At 62.9% G+C, this 16271-nt stretch carries 17 protein-coding genes and 1 pseudogene; 11 read left to right on the plus strand and 7 right to left on the minus strand.

All coding sequences use genetic code 11. The annotated features are described in order from the left end of the window. Positions 1 to 58: 58 nt before the first annotated feature. The 3 genes from B0G57_RS01685 to B0G57_RS01695 are packed head-to-tail and all read left to right on the plus strand — an operon-like array spanning position 59 to position 3077. Entirely contained in the window at positions 59 to 1693 is a 1635-nt protein-coding gene (locus B0G57_RS01685) for a cytochrome ubiquinol oxidase subunit I (RefSeq protein ID WP_018438839.1), read from the plus strand. Between the two features lies 1 nt (position 1694). Next, complete coding sequence (cydB, locus tag B0G57_RS01690) at positions 1695 to 2831, plus strand: cytochrome d ubiquinol oxidase subunit II (protein ID WP_018438840.1); 1137 nt, start codon at positions 1695 to 1697, stop codon at positions 2829 to 2831. A gap of 54 nt (positions 2832 to 2885) precedes the next feature. Further along, positions 2886 to 3077, plus strand: coding sequence for a hypothetical protein (locus B0G57_RS01695; protein ID WP_018438841.1), 192 nt, complete (start codon positions 2886 to 2888; stop codon positions 3075 to 3077). A 20-nt stretch (positions 3078 to 3097) separates the two neighbouring features. Here the strand turns inward: B0G57_RS01695 and B0G57_RS01700 are convergent, their stop codons facing one another. Continuing rightward, a complete protein-coding gene (locus B0G57_RS01700; RefSeq protein ID WP_158256593.1) occupies positions 3098 to 3871 on the minus strand; it encodes an alpha/beta fold hydrolase in 774 nt (257 codons plus the stop codon). A 339-nt stretch (positions 3872 to 4210) separates the two neighbouring features. After that, entirely contained in the window at positions 4211 to 4654 is a 444-nt protein-coding gene (gloA2, locus tag B0G57_RS01705; RefSeq protein ID WP_018438843.1) for an SMU1112c/YaeR family gloxylase I-like metalloprotein, read from the minus strand. 282 nt (positions 4655 to 4936) lie between these two features. On the opposite strand from gloA2, the gene B0G57_RS01710 reads away from it, so the two are divergent. The 3 genes from B0G57_RS01710 (at position 4937) to B0G57_RS01720 (ending at position 7669) form a co-directional block, all read left to right on the plus strand. Beyond that, the gene (locus tag B0G57_RS01710) at positions 4937 to 6328 is read left to right on the plus strand and encodes an ethanolamine ammonia-lyase subunit EutB (RefSeq protein ID WP_018438845.1); all 1392 of its coding nucleotides are present in this window, start codon (positions 4937 to 4939) and stop codon (positions 6326 to 6328) included. A gap of 25 nt (positions 6329 to 6353) precedes the next feature. Next, positions 6354 to 7163, plus strand: coding sequence for an ethanolamine ammonia-lyase subunit EutC (gene eutC / locus B0G57_RS01715; RefSeq protein ID WP_018438846.1), 810 nt, complete (start codon positions 6354 to 6356; stop codon positions 7161 to 7163). Between the two features lie 278 nt (positions 7164 to 7441). Beyond that, a complete protein-coding gene (locus B0G57_RS01720) occupies positions 7442 to 7669 on the plus strand; it encodes a hypothetical protein (protein WP_026229323.1) in 228 nt (75 codons plus the stop codon). Positions 7670 to 7698: 29 nt separating this feature from the next. On the opposite strand, the pseudogene B0G57_RS31550 reads toward B0G57_RS01720, so the two are convergent. The 5 genes and pseudogenes from B0G57_RS31550 to B0G57_RS01745 all read right to left on the minus strand — a co-directional run. After that, positions 7699 to 7873: pseudogene (locus B0G57_RS31550) on the minus strand (potassium-transporting ATPase subunit KdpA); the annotation flags it as partial. A gap of 35 nt (positions 7874 to 7908) precedes the next feature. Further along, a complete protein-coding gene (locus B0G57_RS01730) occupies positions 7909 to 8004 on the minus strand; it encodes a hypothetical protein (protein WP_018438849.1) in 96 nt (31 codons plus the stop codon). Between the two features lie 335 nt (positions 8005 to 8339). Beyond that, positions 8340 to 8783, minus strand: a complete 444-nt coding sequence (locus tag B0G57_RS01735) for a HipA domain-containing protein (RefSeq protein WP_223258561.1) — start codon at positions 8781 to 8783, stop codon at positions 8340 to 8342. A gap of 114 nt (positions 8784 to 8897) precedes the next feature. After that, positions 8898 to 9626, minus strand: coding sequence for a phosphatase PAP2 family protein (locus B0G57_RS01740; RefSeq protein ID WP_018438852.1), 729 nt, complete (start codon positions 9624 to 9626; stop codon positions 8898 to 8900). A gap of 318 nt (positions 9627 to 9944) precedes the next feature. Then, a complete protein-coding gene (locus tag B0G57_RS01745; RefSeq protein WP_018438853.1) occupies positions 9945 to 11063 on the minus strand; it encodes an ABC transporter ATP-binding protein in 1119 nt (372 codons plus the stop codon). A gap of 189 nt (positions 11064 to 11252) precedes the next feature. On the opposite strand from B0G57_RS01745, the gene B0G57_RS01750 reads away from it, so the two are divergent. Genes B0G57_RS01750 through B0G57_RS01770 form a run of 5 tightly spaced genes read left to right on the plus strand, consistent with a single transcriptional unit; the run spans position 11253 to position 16231 of the window. After that, positions 11253 to 12605, plus strand: coding sequence for an ABC transporter substrate-binding protein (locus B0G57_RS01750; RefSeq protein ID WP_026229325.1), 1353 nt, complete (start codon positions 11253 to 11255; stop codon positions 12603 to 12605). Between the two features lie 46 nt (positions 12606 to 12651). Next, positions 12652 to 13587 carry a carbohydrate ABC transporter permease gene (locus B0G57_RS01755; RefSeq protein WP_018438855.1) on the plus strand — a complete coding sequence of 312 codons (936 nt, stop codon included), beginning with the start codon at positions 12652 to 12654 and terminating at the stop codon, positions 13585 to 13587. Next, positions 13584 to 14444 carry a carbohydrate ABC transporter permease gene (locus B0G57_RS01760; protein ID WP_018438856.1) on the plus strand — a complete coding sequence of 287 codons (861 nt, stop codon included), beginning with the start codon at positions 13584 to 13586 and terminating at the stop codon, positions 14442 to 14444. The genes B0G57_RS01755 and B0G57_RS01760 overlap by 4 nt, the downstream gene beginning before the upstream one ends. A gap of 48 nt (positions 14445 to 14492) precedes the next feature. Further along, a complete protein-coding gene (locus B0G57_RS01765) occupies positions 14493 to 15473 on the plus strand; it encodes a sugar-binding transcriptional regulator (RefSeq protein ID WP_018438857.1) in 981 nt (326 codons plus the stop codon). A gap of 11 nt (positions 15474 to 15484) precedes the next feature. After that, a complete protein-coding gene (locus B0G57_RS01770) occupies positions 15485 to 16231 on the plus strand; it encodes an SDR family oxidoreductase (protein ID WP_026229326.1) in 747 nt (248 codons plus the stop codon). Positions 16232 to 16271: the final 40 nt, after the last annotated feature.

The raw sequence follows: 16271 nt of genomic DNA on the forward strand, positions 1-16271 counted from the left end.
CGACCGCCGCCCGCCATCCGCACGTTTCGACAACGGCTTGCATTGGAGCACCCATCAAATGATTAGCGACACGGTGGTGGAACTGTCGCGGCTGCAGTTCGCCGTTACAGCGCTATACCACTTTCTGTTCGTCCCGCTGACACTCGGTCTGTCGTTTCTGCTCGCGGTCATGGAGACCGTCTACGTCATCACCGGCCGAAAGATCTACCGCGACATGACGCAGTTCTGGAGCCGGCTCTTCCTGATCAACTTCGCACTCGGTGTCGCAACCGGCCTCACCATGGAGTTCGAGTTCGGCACCAACTGGTCGTTCTATTCGCGCTTCGTCGGTGACGTGTTCGGCGCACCGCTCGCGATTGAAGGCCTGATGGCGTTCTTCATGGAGTCCACCTTCGTCGGATTGATGGCGTTCGGCTGGGAGCGTCTCTCGAAGGGCAAGCATCTGATCGTCACCTACCTCGTCGCGCTCGGCTCAAATCTGTCCGCGCTCTGGATCCTCGTCGGCAACAGCTTCATGCAGAATCCGAACGGCGCCGTCTTCAATCCGGTGACGATGCGCCTGGAGCTGACGAGCTTCGGCGCGCTGTTCTTCAGCGAGGACGCGCAGACGAAGTTCGTTCATACGAGCATCGCGGGCTACGTGACGGCCGCTGTCTTCGTGACGGCGGTGAGCGCCTATTACATGCTGCGCGGCCGCCACATGGATCTCGCCAGGCGTTCGTTTCGCATCGCGAGTCTCTTTGGCGTGCTTTCCGTGGCGGGCGTCATTACGCTCGGCGATGCACTCGGCTTCGTCGGGGGACATGCTCAACCGTCGAAGCTCGCCGCAATGGAAGCCATGTGGCAAACCGAGAAGGCGCCCGCGCCATTTACGGTCGCCGCATGGCCGAATCAGAACGAACAGCGCAACACCTGGAGCATCCAGATTCCGTATGTGCTCACTCCGCTTCTGACCCATACCTTCGACAAGACCGTACCCGGCATCGATCGAATCGAGGCCGACGCGGTAAAGCGCATTCGCAACGGGATTCCCGCCGTCGAGGCATTGAAGGTGCTCAGCGCCGATCCGACGAACGCAGCCGCGCTCGCGCAGTTCGAAGCGCACAAGGCCGATCTCGGCTACGGCTTTCTCGTCAAGCGTTACGCGGCCGGCCAGGATGTCTCGAAGGCGACCGAGGCCGACATCGTGAAGGCATCGAAGGATGTAATCCCCAACGTCCTCGTGATCTTCTGGGTCTTCCGCATCATGGTGGGCTGCGGCCTGCTGATGCTCGCGTACTTCGTCATCTCCGTGATCCTCTCGCTGCGCGGCGATGTCGATCGACAGCGTACGTTTCTCAAGCTCGCGCCTTGGATGATTCCGGTGCCGTTCATCGCCTGCGAGGCGGGATGGTTGACCGCCGAAGTCGGCCGCCAGCCGTGGACGGTCTTCGGCGTGCTGCCGACCTGGATGTCGGCGTCGACGCACAGCGTCGAATATCTGGTGTTTTCACTAGTCGGCTTCGTGCTGATCTATTCGATCTTCGCCGTCGTCGAGATTTCCCTCATGGTCCGAGCGATCCGGCAAGGTCCCGAAGACCACGGCGATCGCGGCGGCCATGCCGACGAAAAGCCGCGCCGCCCGGTTTCCGCGCGCTCGGGCGAGCTCGTCACCGCGCACGCCGCGCTCGTCTCCCTGCGCAAGGAGCAGTGAAATGGAACTGTATCTCGTCTTCAAGCTGATCTGGTGGGCACTGCTCGGCGTCTTGCTGATGGGCCTCGCGACGATGGTCGGCATGGATATGGGCGTCGGCGCGCTGTTGCGTTTCGTGGGCCGCACCGATACCGAGCGCCGCGTCGCGCTCAATACGATCGCGCCGCATTGGGACGGCAACCAGGTCTGGTTCGTCCTCGGAGGCGGTGCCGTCTTCGCCGCGTTTCCGCTGCTTTATGCCACCGCTTTTTCGGGGCTTTACGTCGTGATGCTGTTGTTGCTCTGGACGATGATCGTTCGTCCGCTGGGCTTCGAATTCCGCAGCAAGCTCCCTTACGCAACGTGGCGCAGTGTCTGGGATTGGACGCTGGTCGTGAGCGGCGTTGTGCCGATGTTCGTCTACGGCGCTGCAATCGGCAACATGTTGCTCGGCGTGCCGTTCCATTTCGATTGGGATCTCACCTCGTTCTACACGGGAAGCTTCCTGAGCCTGCTGAACCCGTTCGCGATCCTATGCGGGCTCTTGGCGCTGTCGCTGTCGATCTACATGGGCGGCGTTATGCTGATCGGCCGCTCGGAACCCGGCGCCTTGCAGCAGCGCGCACGCCGCGCCGCGAGCATCGGGATCGTCGTCGCGCTCCTGCTGTTCGCGATCGGCGGCGTATGGGTCAGTCAGCTATCCGGTTATCAGCTCTCGCAAGCGCCGGCGCCCGGCGCCGCGCAAACGCCGCTGCAACAAACCGTGCAGCTCGCGGCGGGTGCCTGGCTCGATCACTATCGCCACGCGCCCATCCTTTGGCTCGTGCCGGCGCTCGGCTTCAGCGCGATGATGTTCGGCTTCCTGATGGTGCGCGCCAATCGGTCGACGCTCGCCTGGTGGTCCGGCGCACTCGCATGGATCGGCGTGATTGGCTCGGTCGGCGCGAGCATGTTCCCGTTCCTGATGCCGTCGTCGAGCAACCCGTCTCAGAGCCTGACGATCTGGAACGCCGCGTCGAGCCGCACGACGCTGATCTGGATGACGGGATGGGCCGGCGTCTTCATGCCGGCGATTCTCGCCTACACGAGCTGGGCTTTCTACGTGATGCGCGGCAAGGTCAAGGCCGGGCATGTCGCCTCGGACCCACATGCCTATTGATTCGCACCGACAAATCGATACACCGACAAATCGATATTTATTTAGGAGTGCTCAATGAAGACATTTATGCATTTCGTGATGTTGATGGCGGCCGCTGTCGTCGCCATTGTCGCCGGCGTAGTGGTCGGGGACTACGGGGCCTGGTACTTCTCCTGGGTCGTCGGGACGATCATGATCGTGCTCGCCGCCGCGGCGGGCGGCGTGCTGCTCGATACGCAGGAGAAAGAACGGGCCAGCGCGAGCTAGGCTGCTCGGGCGCGATGCGATCATGAGCCGCTCGCCGCACCGTCTCGCCTTCGCGCCTGCAGCTCGGGGCCGGGTCCAGGCTCCATGCATTCCTCGATGAATTGAGCCGCCACTGACGCGAGCGCGGCCGGCCCGGTATAGACGATCGTATGCGCCTGGCGCGGGATCAGCACAATTCGGCCGGCCGGAAAGCGCGCGGCCAGATCTTCAGCCCACGATTCATGGCAGATCGGATCGTGCTGTCCGCGCACGACGAGCATCGGCACGCGAATGCGTTGGCACTTCGTTTCGAGCGCATCGTCGAGCGCATAGTGGAACGTGCGCAGGATTCGCAGGTAGCCGCTTTTGCGATACGACTCGTGGCTGATCGTCTCGAGTTCGGGCGGATTGTACGGAGCGTTCTGTCGCCAACGAATGAACTGGCGTAGCCATGAACGCTCTTCGGGCGGGGTGGTGGGCCCTTGCAGGACGCCCGCCGCGATGCGCTCTGGATAGCGCGCGGCGAGATCGATGATGACCTGGCATCCCTGCGAGTTGCCGAGCAACGCGGCGCGCACGAGCCCCGTCACATCCATCCAGGCGACGAGCGCGTCGGCCATCTCGCCGATGTCGAGCACGCGATCCGGATGCTCGCTTTCGCCGAAGCCGGGCAAATCGGGGACAAAGACCTCGAACCTGCGCGCGAGACACTCCGCCGTCGGCATCATGTACTCGTGCGAGAGGCCTAGCCCGTGCACGAGGACGAACGGCAGACCCTTTGGCCGCTGAGGGCCTGGCGCCGCGACGGCATGCATGCGAAGTGCGCCTACCCTCGCCCATTCGCTGTGGAATCCGACAACGGCATCGGCGTGAGCCATGATTCGCAGTACTGACGATGGATTGCGGCGGTTGGGGCCTGGGCTTGCGATCGATACGTACAGCGACGCACACTTCGCATACCCGCCGGGAACGGACGATGCTCGCCCGATATCGACAATGCCCGCATGTCGCCGGCGCGTATGCGGCGTCACGCACGCTGGAGGCCACATGTCATCGGATCCGCCTATCCCCGATCAGCCAACGATTCCGAACCCTCCGACGCCCGGCAGGCCGGAGGATGTGCCCGATATTGGCACGCCGGAGCCCGCCCCGGGTCAGCCCGCGGAGCCCGGTTCGCCGCCGGAGCAGCCGCCGACGGCTTCCTCGTAGAGCTCGATCGGCAATCCGTCGGGGTCGCTGAAGAACACAAAGCGTTGATCGGTCAGCTCGTCGAGTCGAACGGGCTCGACCGTGACCCCGTTTTCGATGAGCCAGTCGACGCACCGATCGATGTTGTCGGTGGTGAACGCCAAGTGGCGCAGGCCCCTCGCCTCCGGGTATGAAGGCCGCGGCGGCGCATCGGGAAACGAAAACAATTCGAGCTGGCAGTGATCGCCCACGGCGAGGTCGAGCTTCCAGGAGCGCCGCTCCGCACGCCACGTCTCCCGGATCACGGGAAAGCCCAGGATGTCGGTGTAAAACCGCTTCGATCGCTCGTAGTCCGAACAAATAATGGCGATGTGATGAACTCTGTCGAGCCGCATGGCAGCGTTGCTCATGGTTTCTCCGTGACGATGGCTCTTTCTTTATATCACCGAGCGTGCCGGAGACCGCGCGATTGAGGTCTGCGCCGATGCTCGCGAGTCCGCCTCAAATATGCCGATTTCGATAACACGTCCGATTTATGGCGCCGTACTATCGAGTTGGCAAACCTGGTTGTTCCCGACGCAGCCGTTCCGCCGTTTCGTCATGACGCGCGGTCGGCAACAGCTTGCATCGGTCGACGCGCTACTCGAAGAGTGAGTCCCTAGAGCCCCCTCGGCGGGCGGATAGGAGTCCGAATGAACTGTACCGAGACGATCGGCGCCCGCACCTATCGGTTCGCCGACCTGAAGACGCTGCTTGCCAAAGCGAGCCCGCCACGCTCGGGCGACCAGCTCGCGGGCATCGCCGCCGCGAGCGAGGAGGAGCGAGTCGCCGCCAAAATGGCGCTCGCTCAGGTGCCGTTGCGTGCCTTTCTCGACGAGCCCGTCGTTCCGTACGAAAGCGACGAGGTCACGCGCCTCATCATCGACTCGCACGACGCGCAGGCGTTTTCGGAAATCGCCCACCTGAGCGTCGGCGACTTCCGCAATTGGCTGCTCTCGAGCACGACCGATACCGACTCGCTCGTCCGTGCGACCGACGGCCTCACCCCGGAAATGGTCGCGGCCGTTTCGAAACTGATGCGCAATCAGGATCTCATCGTCGTCGCGCGCAAGCGGCCCGTCGTGACGCGCTTTCGTAACACGATCGGGCTGCCGGGCCGGTTATCGGTACGCCTGCAACCCAATCACCCGACCGACGACGTAAAAGGCATCGCCGCCTCGATGCTGGACGGGCTTCTCTACGGCTGCGGCGACGCGGTGATCGGCATCAACCCCGCGACGGACAGCCCGCAGGCGATCACGACGCTGCTCGCCATGATCGACGAATTCCGCCGTCGCTACGATGTCCCGACGCAGTCGTGCGTGCTCACGCATGTGACCAATACGATCGCGGCAATCGAAAAAGGCGCGCCCGTCGATCTCGTCTTCCAATCGATCGCGGGCACCGAGCAAGCCAACGCGAGCTTCGGTGTTTCGCTCGCACTGCTCGACGAGGCACACGACGCGGCGCGCTCGCTCAAGCGCGGCACCATCGGCGACAACGTGATGTACTTCGAAACAGGTCAAGGCAGCGCCCTGTCCGCCAACGCGCACCACGGCGTCGATCAGCAGACCTGTGAAGCACGCGCCTACGCTGTCGCCCGCCGGTTCAAGCCCCTCTTGACCAACACCGTCGTCGGCTTCATCGGGCCGGAATACCTTTACGACGGCAAGCAAATCATACGAGCGGGCCTCGAGGACCACTTTTGCGGAAAGCTGCTCGGTGTGCCGATGGGTTGCGATATCTGCTATACGAACCATGCGGAGAGCGATCAGGACGACATGGACAATCTGCTGACCCTGCTCGGCGTGGCCGGCGTCAACTTCATCATGGGGGTGCCGGGTGCCGACGATGTCATGCTCAACTACCAGAGCACTTCGTTTCACGACGCCCTCTATGTCCGCGAAGTGCTGGGACTGCGCCGCGCGCCTGAATTCGAGGCGTGGCTGCGATCGATGCAAATAGCCGACGGCGACGGCGCGCTGCTTCCGGTCGCGGGAAGTCAACCGCTCATCGAGGGCGTGCGCGAATGGGTGGATCGATAGCCGCGGTGCACGAGAAGAGAGGCCTATGAGCGAATTCCTGGAGAAAAATCCCTGGCTGGCGCTGCGGCGATACACGCAGGCACGCATCGCGCTCGGCCGGGCAGGCGTGAGCCTCCCCACCGAGCCGCTGCTAGCGTTCAATCTGGCGCACGCCCAGGCGCGCGATGCCGTGCATCAGCCGCTCGATGCCGAGGCGCTGCAAGAGCGGCTACGTGAGCAAGGCTTCGTATCGCTCGACGTGCATAGCGCCGCCATCGATCGTGAGCACTACCTGAGGCGGCCCGACCTCGGGCGCCGCTTGTCGGACGAGAGCCGCGATCGACTCGCGCGGAGCGCCTCGGGCACGCCCGACATCGTCTTCGTCATCGCCGATGGTCTCTCGGCACTTGCTGCGTCGAGGCATGCGGTCCCGTTACTGACCGCGCTGCGCCCGAAACTCGACGACTGGCGACTTGCGCCGATCGTCGTCGCGCGGCAGGCGCGCGTCGCGCTCGGCGACGAGATAGGACAAATCCTGGGTGCACGCTTCGTCGTGATGCTCATCGGCGAGCGGCCCGGGCTCAGCTCGCCGGACAGCCTCGGTACTTACCTCACCTACGAGCCGCGGATCGGCCGCACCGACGCCGAGCGTAACTGCATTTCGAACGTGCGGCCCGAAGGGCTCGCGTACGATAGCGCCGCGCACAAACTCCATTACTTGCTCGTGCAAGCGCGGCGCTTGGGGCTCACAGGCGTTGCTCTCAAGGACGACAGCCATGCGCTGGAGCCAACGACGCCAAGCGCGCAAGCACTCGCCGATGCCACCCCTGCGCATTCGCGCGATCAATCCGCGTAAAGCCGACGCGCCGGGTACGCTCAGTGGAACGGTCCGCGCAGGTGCGCAACGCACTGCTATGAAGCGGCCACGCGCTGACCTAAACTGGTAGGCGGCTATCTCAGCGCTGTCTCACTGCGCCTCGCAAGCCGCGCGAACGATGTACGGCGGCGGCGCGGCCCGTTTCGATGCGCGTGTGGAAGCGCTCGGCACGGGACTTGCGTAAGCAGCGCCGACCTCCGCTATTCGCCAATGATTACGTCCAGTTTACGAGCGTCGGTCGTTCCGTGGAGAACGTCATGCTTCGCATCACAATATGGAAGCACGCGGCAGGCGACGAAGAGCAAGTCGACCCGCCGCTCCCGCTGCATGACTTCGATCGACGGCACGCTCGAAGACAAAAGCTCGTGGCGCTCGTCCTCATCGGCGCAGCGATTGCCGCGATGGCGATCGTAGCCGGCATGGCCGTCACGGGCCTCGTCATCTACCTCGTTTCGATTTTGCCGTTCGTCTTCTTCGCCGCGTAAGACGGCAACGGCTCAGTCCCGGCAGGCGGGGTGGCGACCGCGTAGGTCTTCCAGGACATTTCCGCGTGCGCATCGATGCCGGCGAGTCGGTAAATTCAAATGTTCGATCGGTCTGCCGATCTTGCGGACGATGACCGACGAGCCGTCGAGCACAGCCGTCATATAGCGGCCAAGCGGCACAGCGATCGCGATCAGGACGACAATGAATAGCGCCGTCTAAAAAAAGTCGTTGGCGCTCATCATTCGAGGTCCTCCGCAGGCAGCAGCGCGAACACGAGGTACGTGAGCAACAGGAGGGTCGAGGCTGTTGCGAGCCACATCATCCACGCGATCATGGACGACCTCCCGGTGCGCGGCCGCGCAGCTTCTCGCACCCGGCGGCCAATGCGATGAACAGCCCGCGGAGGACGCCGGTGCCGACGATATGCACGAGGTCCACGCTTCTTTATCCCCTAGCGGATGAGGACAGCGCGAAGCGTAGAGGAGTCCGGGTAAACGCCACGCTAAGAGTGGCGACGGACGTATAAAAACGCGTAAAGAATGGGAGTGAACGGTCATGGGCCGGCTATCGCCGCGCTTGCCTGCCCGAGGTGATCCGTTACTCGCTCAACCGGTGGGACGCGCCCGAGCTTGCCATTCGGCGTAGTTTCAAGGCAGACACGCCGCATATTCAGGCATTCCGCTTCTGCAGCACTCTCCGATTCGCCTCGATACGCGCCCCCACGTCGCGGGCCGTTCTCGGCCGCACCGGATAGTTCGAGACGGCCCGGTTCCATGCCTGCGAATCGGCTTTTTCGAGGATTTCGTCGAGAATCTGCTCGGCCCGCGCTGGCGCGATTCCTCCCTGCCCCGCAGCCCGAACAACGTGGTCCCGTCCGGGATTGCGGCCTTCTCCTGCGACGTCCATGAAGTGCTCACCCTGGTAGCCCGGGCAGTAAGTCAGATCGTAGGGCGGCGCCAACTTCCACTGCCCTTGCGCATCCATCAAGAAGGACACGTTCTTTGCGTGATCGTCCCCGGCTGCCGCCTGTGCCGGTGGCTGTGGCGAGCCGGTCCAGTGTGCGCCCTCAATTTCCCGTGCGGCGTTGCTGACAGAGCACCTTCGACCGATCAACCGACCCAGCGTGAAAATTTAGGGGTCTGTTTGTAAAAAATCTGCAATACGACCGTGAAGTCGTGCGGCCTTTAAGGTACGTAGCCCGAACGAACGCTGGACTGACCAAAGCGCTCAGACGAAGCCAGCCATCACGCTGGACATGTCGTGCGCCAGCGCGCGGAATTCATCGAACTGCGTCGCCAGCTCGAAACAAAGAACGAAAGCCAAGGCATGAAAGAGACCGGGCCGATACCTCGCCAATGCGAGTACGGGCGCCGCCAGGCGCGAGCGGATCGGCCCGTAGTTCAAAATGCATGCGATGACGATGCCGAGCGCAGCGCCTGCAATGACGTCCGTCGGGTAGTGCAGGCCAAGGTAAATGCGCGGCAATCCAATGAGAATGGCCGTGTGCAGCAATGCATAGATGCCCGCGGCGCGTGAAGCGACGAAAATCGCGGTCGCAATGGCGCACCAGAGCATCGCATGGTCGCTCGGAAACGCGCTCCAAGTCCGAGGCAACAGGTCCGGAGACGTCGTCTCGGGATACAGATAACGAAGCTGGGGTTCATAGAAGGGCCGCAGGCGAAATGGCAGATAATGTGCCAGCAGGCGTCCGGCGAGCAACGCGACGAGGCCGCTCAAAACGGCGATCACGACGATCTCGCGGTCCCGCCGCCTTTCCTCGCTCCTGTCCGCCGTTGCGTGCTCACGCCTGGTCCAGATCCACCAGAGCAAAGCGATCAACACCGTGCCCTTGATCAAATACATGTTGACGATCGTTTCGGCCACTCGAGCGAGCGCATGCGAGTGGCCGGCTGTGCGATACATGACCGAGAGCAGCCATTGATCCAGTGCGTTCATTTGTCTCCCCCCTGCTGACGTCGCCTCGACGGCGATTTCACTCCGCTTGTCCGCGGCTCGTTCGCGGTTTGGAACATCTGCAAGGCAGTCGCGCTGGAGACGGGAAAGGCGGAAAAATAAGTGAACGGTTGCTGGAGCGGGGGCAAGTTCCGTGCCTTCGCGACCGGCGAGCGCGAACGCTGCGAAAAAGCGGTGTGGCGAACAGACATCGAAGATAAACAGCTGCCTGGGCGCCATCGGCGCTCGGCGTCTATGCGGCAGCTTTCAGGAAAGGTCGAATCGTCGTCTAGCAAGGTTCCACGCCGACAGATCGAGCCCTCATGCGGCAGCGGGTTCGGCGACTGCGCGCGTATCGCGTAACGACGCGCCGTCTTCGCGAAAGAGATGGACGTGGCGAATGCTGAACCCCGCCATGATCCTCTGCCCTTCAGCGGCCTTCGATTCGCCCGAAGCCTTGAGCTGAATCGTCCTGTCGTCGGCAAGACGCAAGTGCAAGAGCGTCTCGCCGCCGAGATGCTCGATCACATTCACTTCTCCCGCCAAGCCGCCGTCTATTGTGCTGCCTTCCTCGATCAGATGTTCGGGACGAATGCCGAGCGTCAGGGTTTGCCCCGCACTCACGTCGTCGGCGCTCGACGGGACCGCGAGCGGCGCACCGCCCGGCAATTCGATCGTGACACTGCCCCGCTCGCGCGACAGTACGCGGACCTCGAGGAAGTTCATTTTCGGCGAGCCGATGAACCCCGCGACGAAGCGATTGCGAGGATTCCGATAGAGCTCCAGCGGCGAGCCGATCTGCTCGACCTTTCCGTGATTGAGCACGACGATGCGGTCCGCCATCGTCATCGCCTCCGTCTGATCGTGCGTGACATAGATCATCGTCGCATTGAGCTGCTTATGCAGCTTGATCAGCTCGAGCCGCATCTGCACACGCAACGCCGCGTCAAGATTCGATAACGGCTCATCGAAAAGAAACACCTTCGGCTCGCGCACGATCGCGCGGCCGATCGCCACGCGCTGCCGTTGCCCGCCCGATAGCGCGCGTGGCCGCCGTTCGAGCAACTGACCGATCTGCAGGATGTCCGCCGCGCGGCGAACGCGGCGTTCGATTTCGTCGCGCGGCAGCTTCAGCATGCGCAAGCCGAATGCGATGTTCTCGTAGACCGACATGTGCGGATAGAGCGCATATGACTGGAACACCATCGCCACGCCGCGTTGCGAAGGCTCGAGTTCGGTCACGTCCTCGCCGCCGATCATGACGGACCCCGAATCCACACGCTCGAGGCCTGCGATCGTGCGCAACAGCGTGGACTTTCCACAACCCGATGGGCCGACGAAAACGAGAAACTCGTGATCCGCGACCTCGATGTCGACGCCCTTCAGCACTTCCATGCCGCCGAACGTTTTGCGGATCTGCTGCAACTGCACCGCACTCATGCATGTCTCCTGATCACATTTTTCTTGACATCTGCCGCTCGCCAAAATATACATTTGTAAAACGGAAATTACAAGTGAAACGGACGCCGTCCGAAGTCGACCCGAGTCACTGCTTCATCGTTTAACAAGAACCGCGACGTGGCGGCGCTTGCGATCGGTGCAACCGACAAAACAAACCAGGAGACAGCAATGAAGAAACGCTTCCTTCGGCAGAAGGCCTTGATGTTGGGCGTCGCGACCGCAACGCTCCTTGCTTGCGCGCAAGCCTCCGCGTGGACGTTGAAGGAAGCGTCGGCGCCTTACTCGGGGACGACGATCAACGCCATCTTTCTCGATCGGCCGGGCTACGCCGCCGCGGAGAAGCTGATCCCGCAGTTCGAGAAGGAGACGGGGATCAAGGTCAAGTGGGACGTGATTCCTTACGAAAGCACCCGCGAGAAGGAAGTCCTGAACTTCGCGAGCGGCGGGGCTCAGGACATCGTGCTCGTCGACGTCGTCTGGCTGGGAGAGTTCGCGAGCAACAAGTGGCTCGTGCCGATCAGCAAATTCACCGGCGATCCGAAGCTCGCCGACCCGAACCTGAACCTGAAGGACTTCTTCCCCATCCTGCTCGATTCGTTCGGCACCTGGAACAAGGTTATCTACGGCCTGCCGTTCGATAACTACTCGGGCCTGCTCTTCTACAACAAATGCATGCTGAAGGACGCTGGTTTCAGCGAACCGCCGAAGACATGGGACGAGCTGCTCAACACCTATGCGCCGAAGCTCACGAACCCCGTGAAGAACCAGTACGCATTCGCGCTGCAATCGCGCCGCGGCGAGACGCAGTCGGCCGATAGCTTCATGCGTGTGCTCTGGCCCAACGGCGGCTCCCTGCTCGATGCGAAATTCAAGGCGAACCTCTTGTCGCCTCAATCGCAAGAAGGCCTCGAGTATCGACAAAAACTGATGAAGTACATGCCGCCGGGCATCGTCGATTTCGATCATGCCGAGGCCGTCAATGCGCTCGCTCAAGGGCAGGTCGCGATGATCACCGAATGGTCGGCCTTCTACCCGACGCTGACCGATCCGACCAAATCGAAGATCGGCTCATGTCTCGGCGTGGCCACCGAGCCACGCGGGGCAGCGGGTCTCAAGCCCGCGCTCGGCGGATTCTCGCTCGCCGTCAACGCGAAATCGAGCGCCAAGAAACAGGCGGCCTCCTGGCTCTTCATCCAGTGGATCACGTCCGAGCAAATGGCCAAGCCTTACCTCGAGGCGGGCGGCGTGCCTGCGCGCATGTCCCTCTACAAGGATCCGGCCATCGAGCAGAAATATCCGTTCGTGAAGCCCATGGTCGAGTCGTGGCAAGGCGGCGTGCCTGACTATCGTCCACGCTTCCCGGAATGGCCCGCCATCTCCGAAGTGATCGGCGAATGGGGCACGAAGATGATGTTGGGCCAGGTTTCCGTCAAGGATGGGGCACAGACGATCGATACGAAGGTCGATGCGATCCTCGACAAGGCCGGCTATTACGATGGCAAGAAACCCCTGTTGAAATAAAGGAGTCAGCATTGCGATGCGGCCGACGCAACGTTCGAGAGGTGCCATGACGAACAGCACCGCTTCGCCCGCCGCCGATGCGGGCAAGGCCCGCGCGGCGGCGCGCATGCGACTGCTGCCGCGCTCGCCGGCGTTCTGGTTCCTGTTTCCGGCGATCTTCGCGCTGGCGGTGATCGGAATCTACCCGCTGCTCGTGGCGCTCTACAACTCGTTCCATCAATACCAGCTCGCGAATCCCGAAGCCGGCACGCCGTTCGTCGGCTTCGACAACTATGTCGCGACGCTGACCGATCCGTCGTTCTGGGACGCGCTCGGCCGCACCGTGCTGTTTCTCTGCCTGACGTTGCCGATCGAAGTCGCGCTCGGCCTTTTCGCCGCCTTGCTCCTGCATCGCACCGGGCTCGCCTGGATGCGCTCCCTCGCGCGCGTGAGCCTCGTGATCCCGATGGCAACCACTTACGCCGTCGTCGGCCTCATCGGCCGGCTCGTATTCAATCGGCAATTCGGCGTCGCCAATTACCTGCTGAGCTTTCTCGGCATCGGGCCGCTCGACTGGCTCGGCGATCCGACGCTCGCCTTCGTCGCCGTCATGATCATGGACGTCTGGCAATGGACGCCGTTTTGCGCGCTGATCTTCCTTGCCGGGCTTTCGATGGTGCCCAAAGAAGCCGAGGAGGCGGCGCGACTCGAAACGCCGCGATGGACGATGGTGCTCTGGCATCTGCAGCGCCCGTTCCTGCTGCCTGGGTTGACGGCGATCATGATTTTGCGTTCCGCGGACATGCTCAAGATGTTCGACGCCGTCTTCACGATGACGCGCGGCGGCCCCGGCGCCGCAACGGAATTCGTCAGCGTCTACATCCAGCGCATTGGCTTTCGGTTATTCGATCAGGGCATGGCTTCGGCGCAAGCCATCTTGCTGCTGGTCCTGACGATCGTGCTTTCGCGGCTTTACATCCGTTTCGTCTATCGGGAGGCATGATGAATACGACTGTGACGTCACGCTCCCAACGCGCCCGCGCAGCGCGACAACGCGCAACGATCTGGCATTTCTTAGGTCTCCTGATCGTCTTCCTTTCGTCGGTGTTCCCGTTCTACTGGATGGTCACGACGAGCCTCAAGGACCGGGCGGATGCGCTCGCCTACCCGCCGCGCTGGATCTTCAAGCCCACGCTGAGCCACTACACCGATGCCCTCTTCCAGCACGACGTGCTCGGCAGCCTCGTCAACTCACTGATCATTGCGAGCAGCACCACGGCGCTCGCGATACTACTCGGGACGCCCGCCGCTTACGCGCTCGCACGCTATGAGTTCCGCGGCAAGCAGGATTTCTGGTTCTGGTTCATCTCGAACCGGATGGTGAGCCCCATCGTGCTCGCCGTGCCGTTCTTCCTGATCGCGACGAAGCTCGACCTCATCGATACACATATCGTCCTGATCCTGCTCTATCTGACGTTCTCGCTGCCGATCGTCGTCTGGATCTGCACGGATCAGTTCCGCAACATTCCGGTCGAGCTCGACGAAGCCGCAAGGCTCGACGGCGCGTCGCCGTGGCGCGTCTTCTGGCGCATCAACCTGCCGCTTGCGATGCCGGGCATCGTCGTGTCGGCCATCTTCGCATTCATCTTCTCGTGGAACGATCTGCTCTATGCGCTCGTTCTCACGCGCGAGGACGCCGTCACCTCCCCCGTCGCCGCGACGAGCTACATGAGCGGTTACGAGTTGCCCTGGGGGGAAATCATGGCGACCGGCACGCTGATCGTACTGCCGATGATCGTGTTCGCGCTGCTCGTGTCGGGACGACTCGTGCAAGGCCTCACGATGGGCGCGGTCAAATGATGCCCGAATGGTATAACCGCCCGTTTCCTATCATCCCGATCCAACATCATGAGCAAGACGGAAACGCCCACTCCGCTCGTCGAAGCCGACGACTCGATCGATACGGAGGAAGAGCTGCAAGCGCGCGTGGCCTGGCACTACTACGTCGGCAATCTCACGCAGCAGGAGATCGCGCAGCACATCGGCAGCAACCGCGTGCGCGTGAACAGACTGCTTGCGGCGAGCCGCGAGTCGGGTCTCGTGCAGATCACGATCAACAGCCGCATCGCGCCTTGCGTCGCGCTCGAAGCGCAGCTCGTGCAGCGCTTTGGGCTCGCGGCGGCCGTCGTCGTGCCGAGCGGGGCAACGCCTGAAGCGAACATGGCGGCGCTCGGCATCGGCGGCGCGGCCTACTTCTCCAAGCACATCGAGTCCGGCAATACGATCGGCCTCGGCTGGGGCCGCACGATCCGTGCCGTTTTGCGCGCATTGCCGCAGCGCGCGTACGGCCCGATCTCGGCCGTCTCGCTGCAAGGCGGGCTTTCGCACTGTCCCAGCATCAACACGTTCGACATCGTCTCCGACTTTGCCAACCTGTGCCACGCCGACGGCTATCTGTTCGCGGCGCCGATTTACGTCAGCAGCCAGAAAGCGCGCGACGTCATCCTGCAGGAGGAAGCGATCCGCGAGGCATACGAACGCGCGCGCAACGCTGACCTGGCCCTGCTGACAGCGGGCGACTTGACCGAATCGCTCGTCATCACGTACGGCATCAACAATCCGGATGATCTGCGCACGCTTCGCAAGACGGGGGCCGTCGGCGACATGCTCGGCCATTTCATGGACGAGGACGGCAAGCTCATCAATCATCCGCTGAACCGGCGCACGGTCGCGGTCGCGCTCGACGACTTGCGCCAGATCAAACGCGTCGTGCTCGTCAGCGGCGGAGCCAAGAAGTTTCTCGTCACACGGGCCGCATTGCGGGGGCGGTATGTATCGGTGCTCGTCACCGATGAAGACATGGCGCGTCGGCTTGTCGACGAACCTTGAGAGAGATGGCGATGACATCGATGGACCGCAGCCGCGAGTTCGCGGGAAAAACGGTGCTGATCACGGGAGCCGGCAAAGGTATCGGCCATGCGACCGCGCTATTGATGGCCGCCCGCGGTGCGCGCGTGATCGCGGCAAGCCGTACCGAAGCGGACCTCGTCGCGCTGAAGCGCGGGATCGGTTGCGAGACGCTCTGCGTCGATCTCGCCGACGCGCACGAGGCACGCGAGGCCGCCCGCCGTGCCCAGCCCGTCGACCTGCTCGTCAACAATGCCGGCACCGTCGAGCTGCAGCCGTTCCTCGACACGACCGTCGACGCATTCGATTCGACGATGGCCGTCAACGTCCGCGCCGCGCTGATCGTCGCGCAGGAATGCGCGCGCAACATGATCGCGCGAGGCACGGGTGGCGCAATCGTCAACGTGTCGAGCATCTCGGCGCAGATCGGCCTGCCGCTGCATGCCTCGTACTGCGCGTCGAAGGCGGCGCTCGACGGCCTGACGCGTGTCATGGCCGTCGAGCTCGGCGAGCACGGCATCCGTGTCAACGCCATCAATCCCGTCGTCACGCTGACGCCGATGGCGGTCAAAGCCTGGAGCGACCCGGACAAGGCGGCGCCGATGCGCGCGCGCATTCCGCTGCGCCGCTTCGCCGAGCCCGATGAAGTCGCGCGCACGATCGCTTATCTGCTCGGGGAGGACGCGAGCATGATCAACGGAGTCAGCTTCGCCGTAGACGGCGGTTTTCTTGCCGGATAACCCGCCGGCCGATCGGGCGATCGGCCGGTACCCATCAGCA

Source organism: Trinickia symbiotica, from assembly GCF_002934455.1.
Classification (GTDB): Bacteria; Pseudomonadota; Gammaproteobacteria; order Burkholderiales; family Burkholderiaceae; genus Trinickia; species Trinickia symbiotica.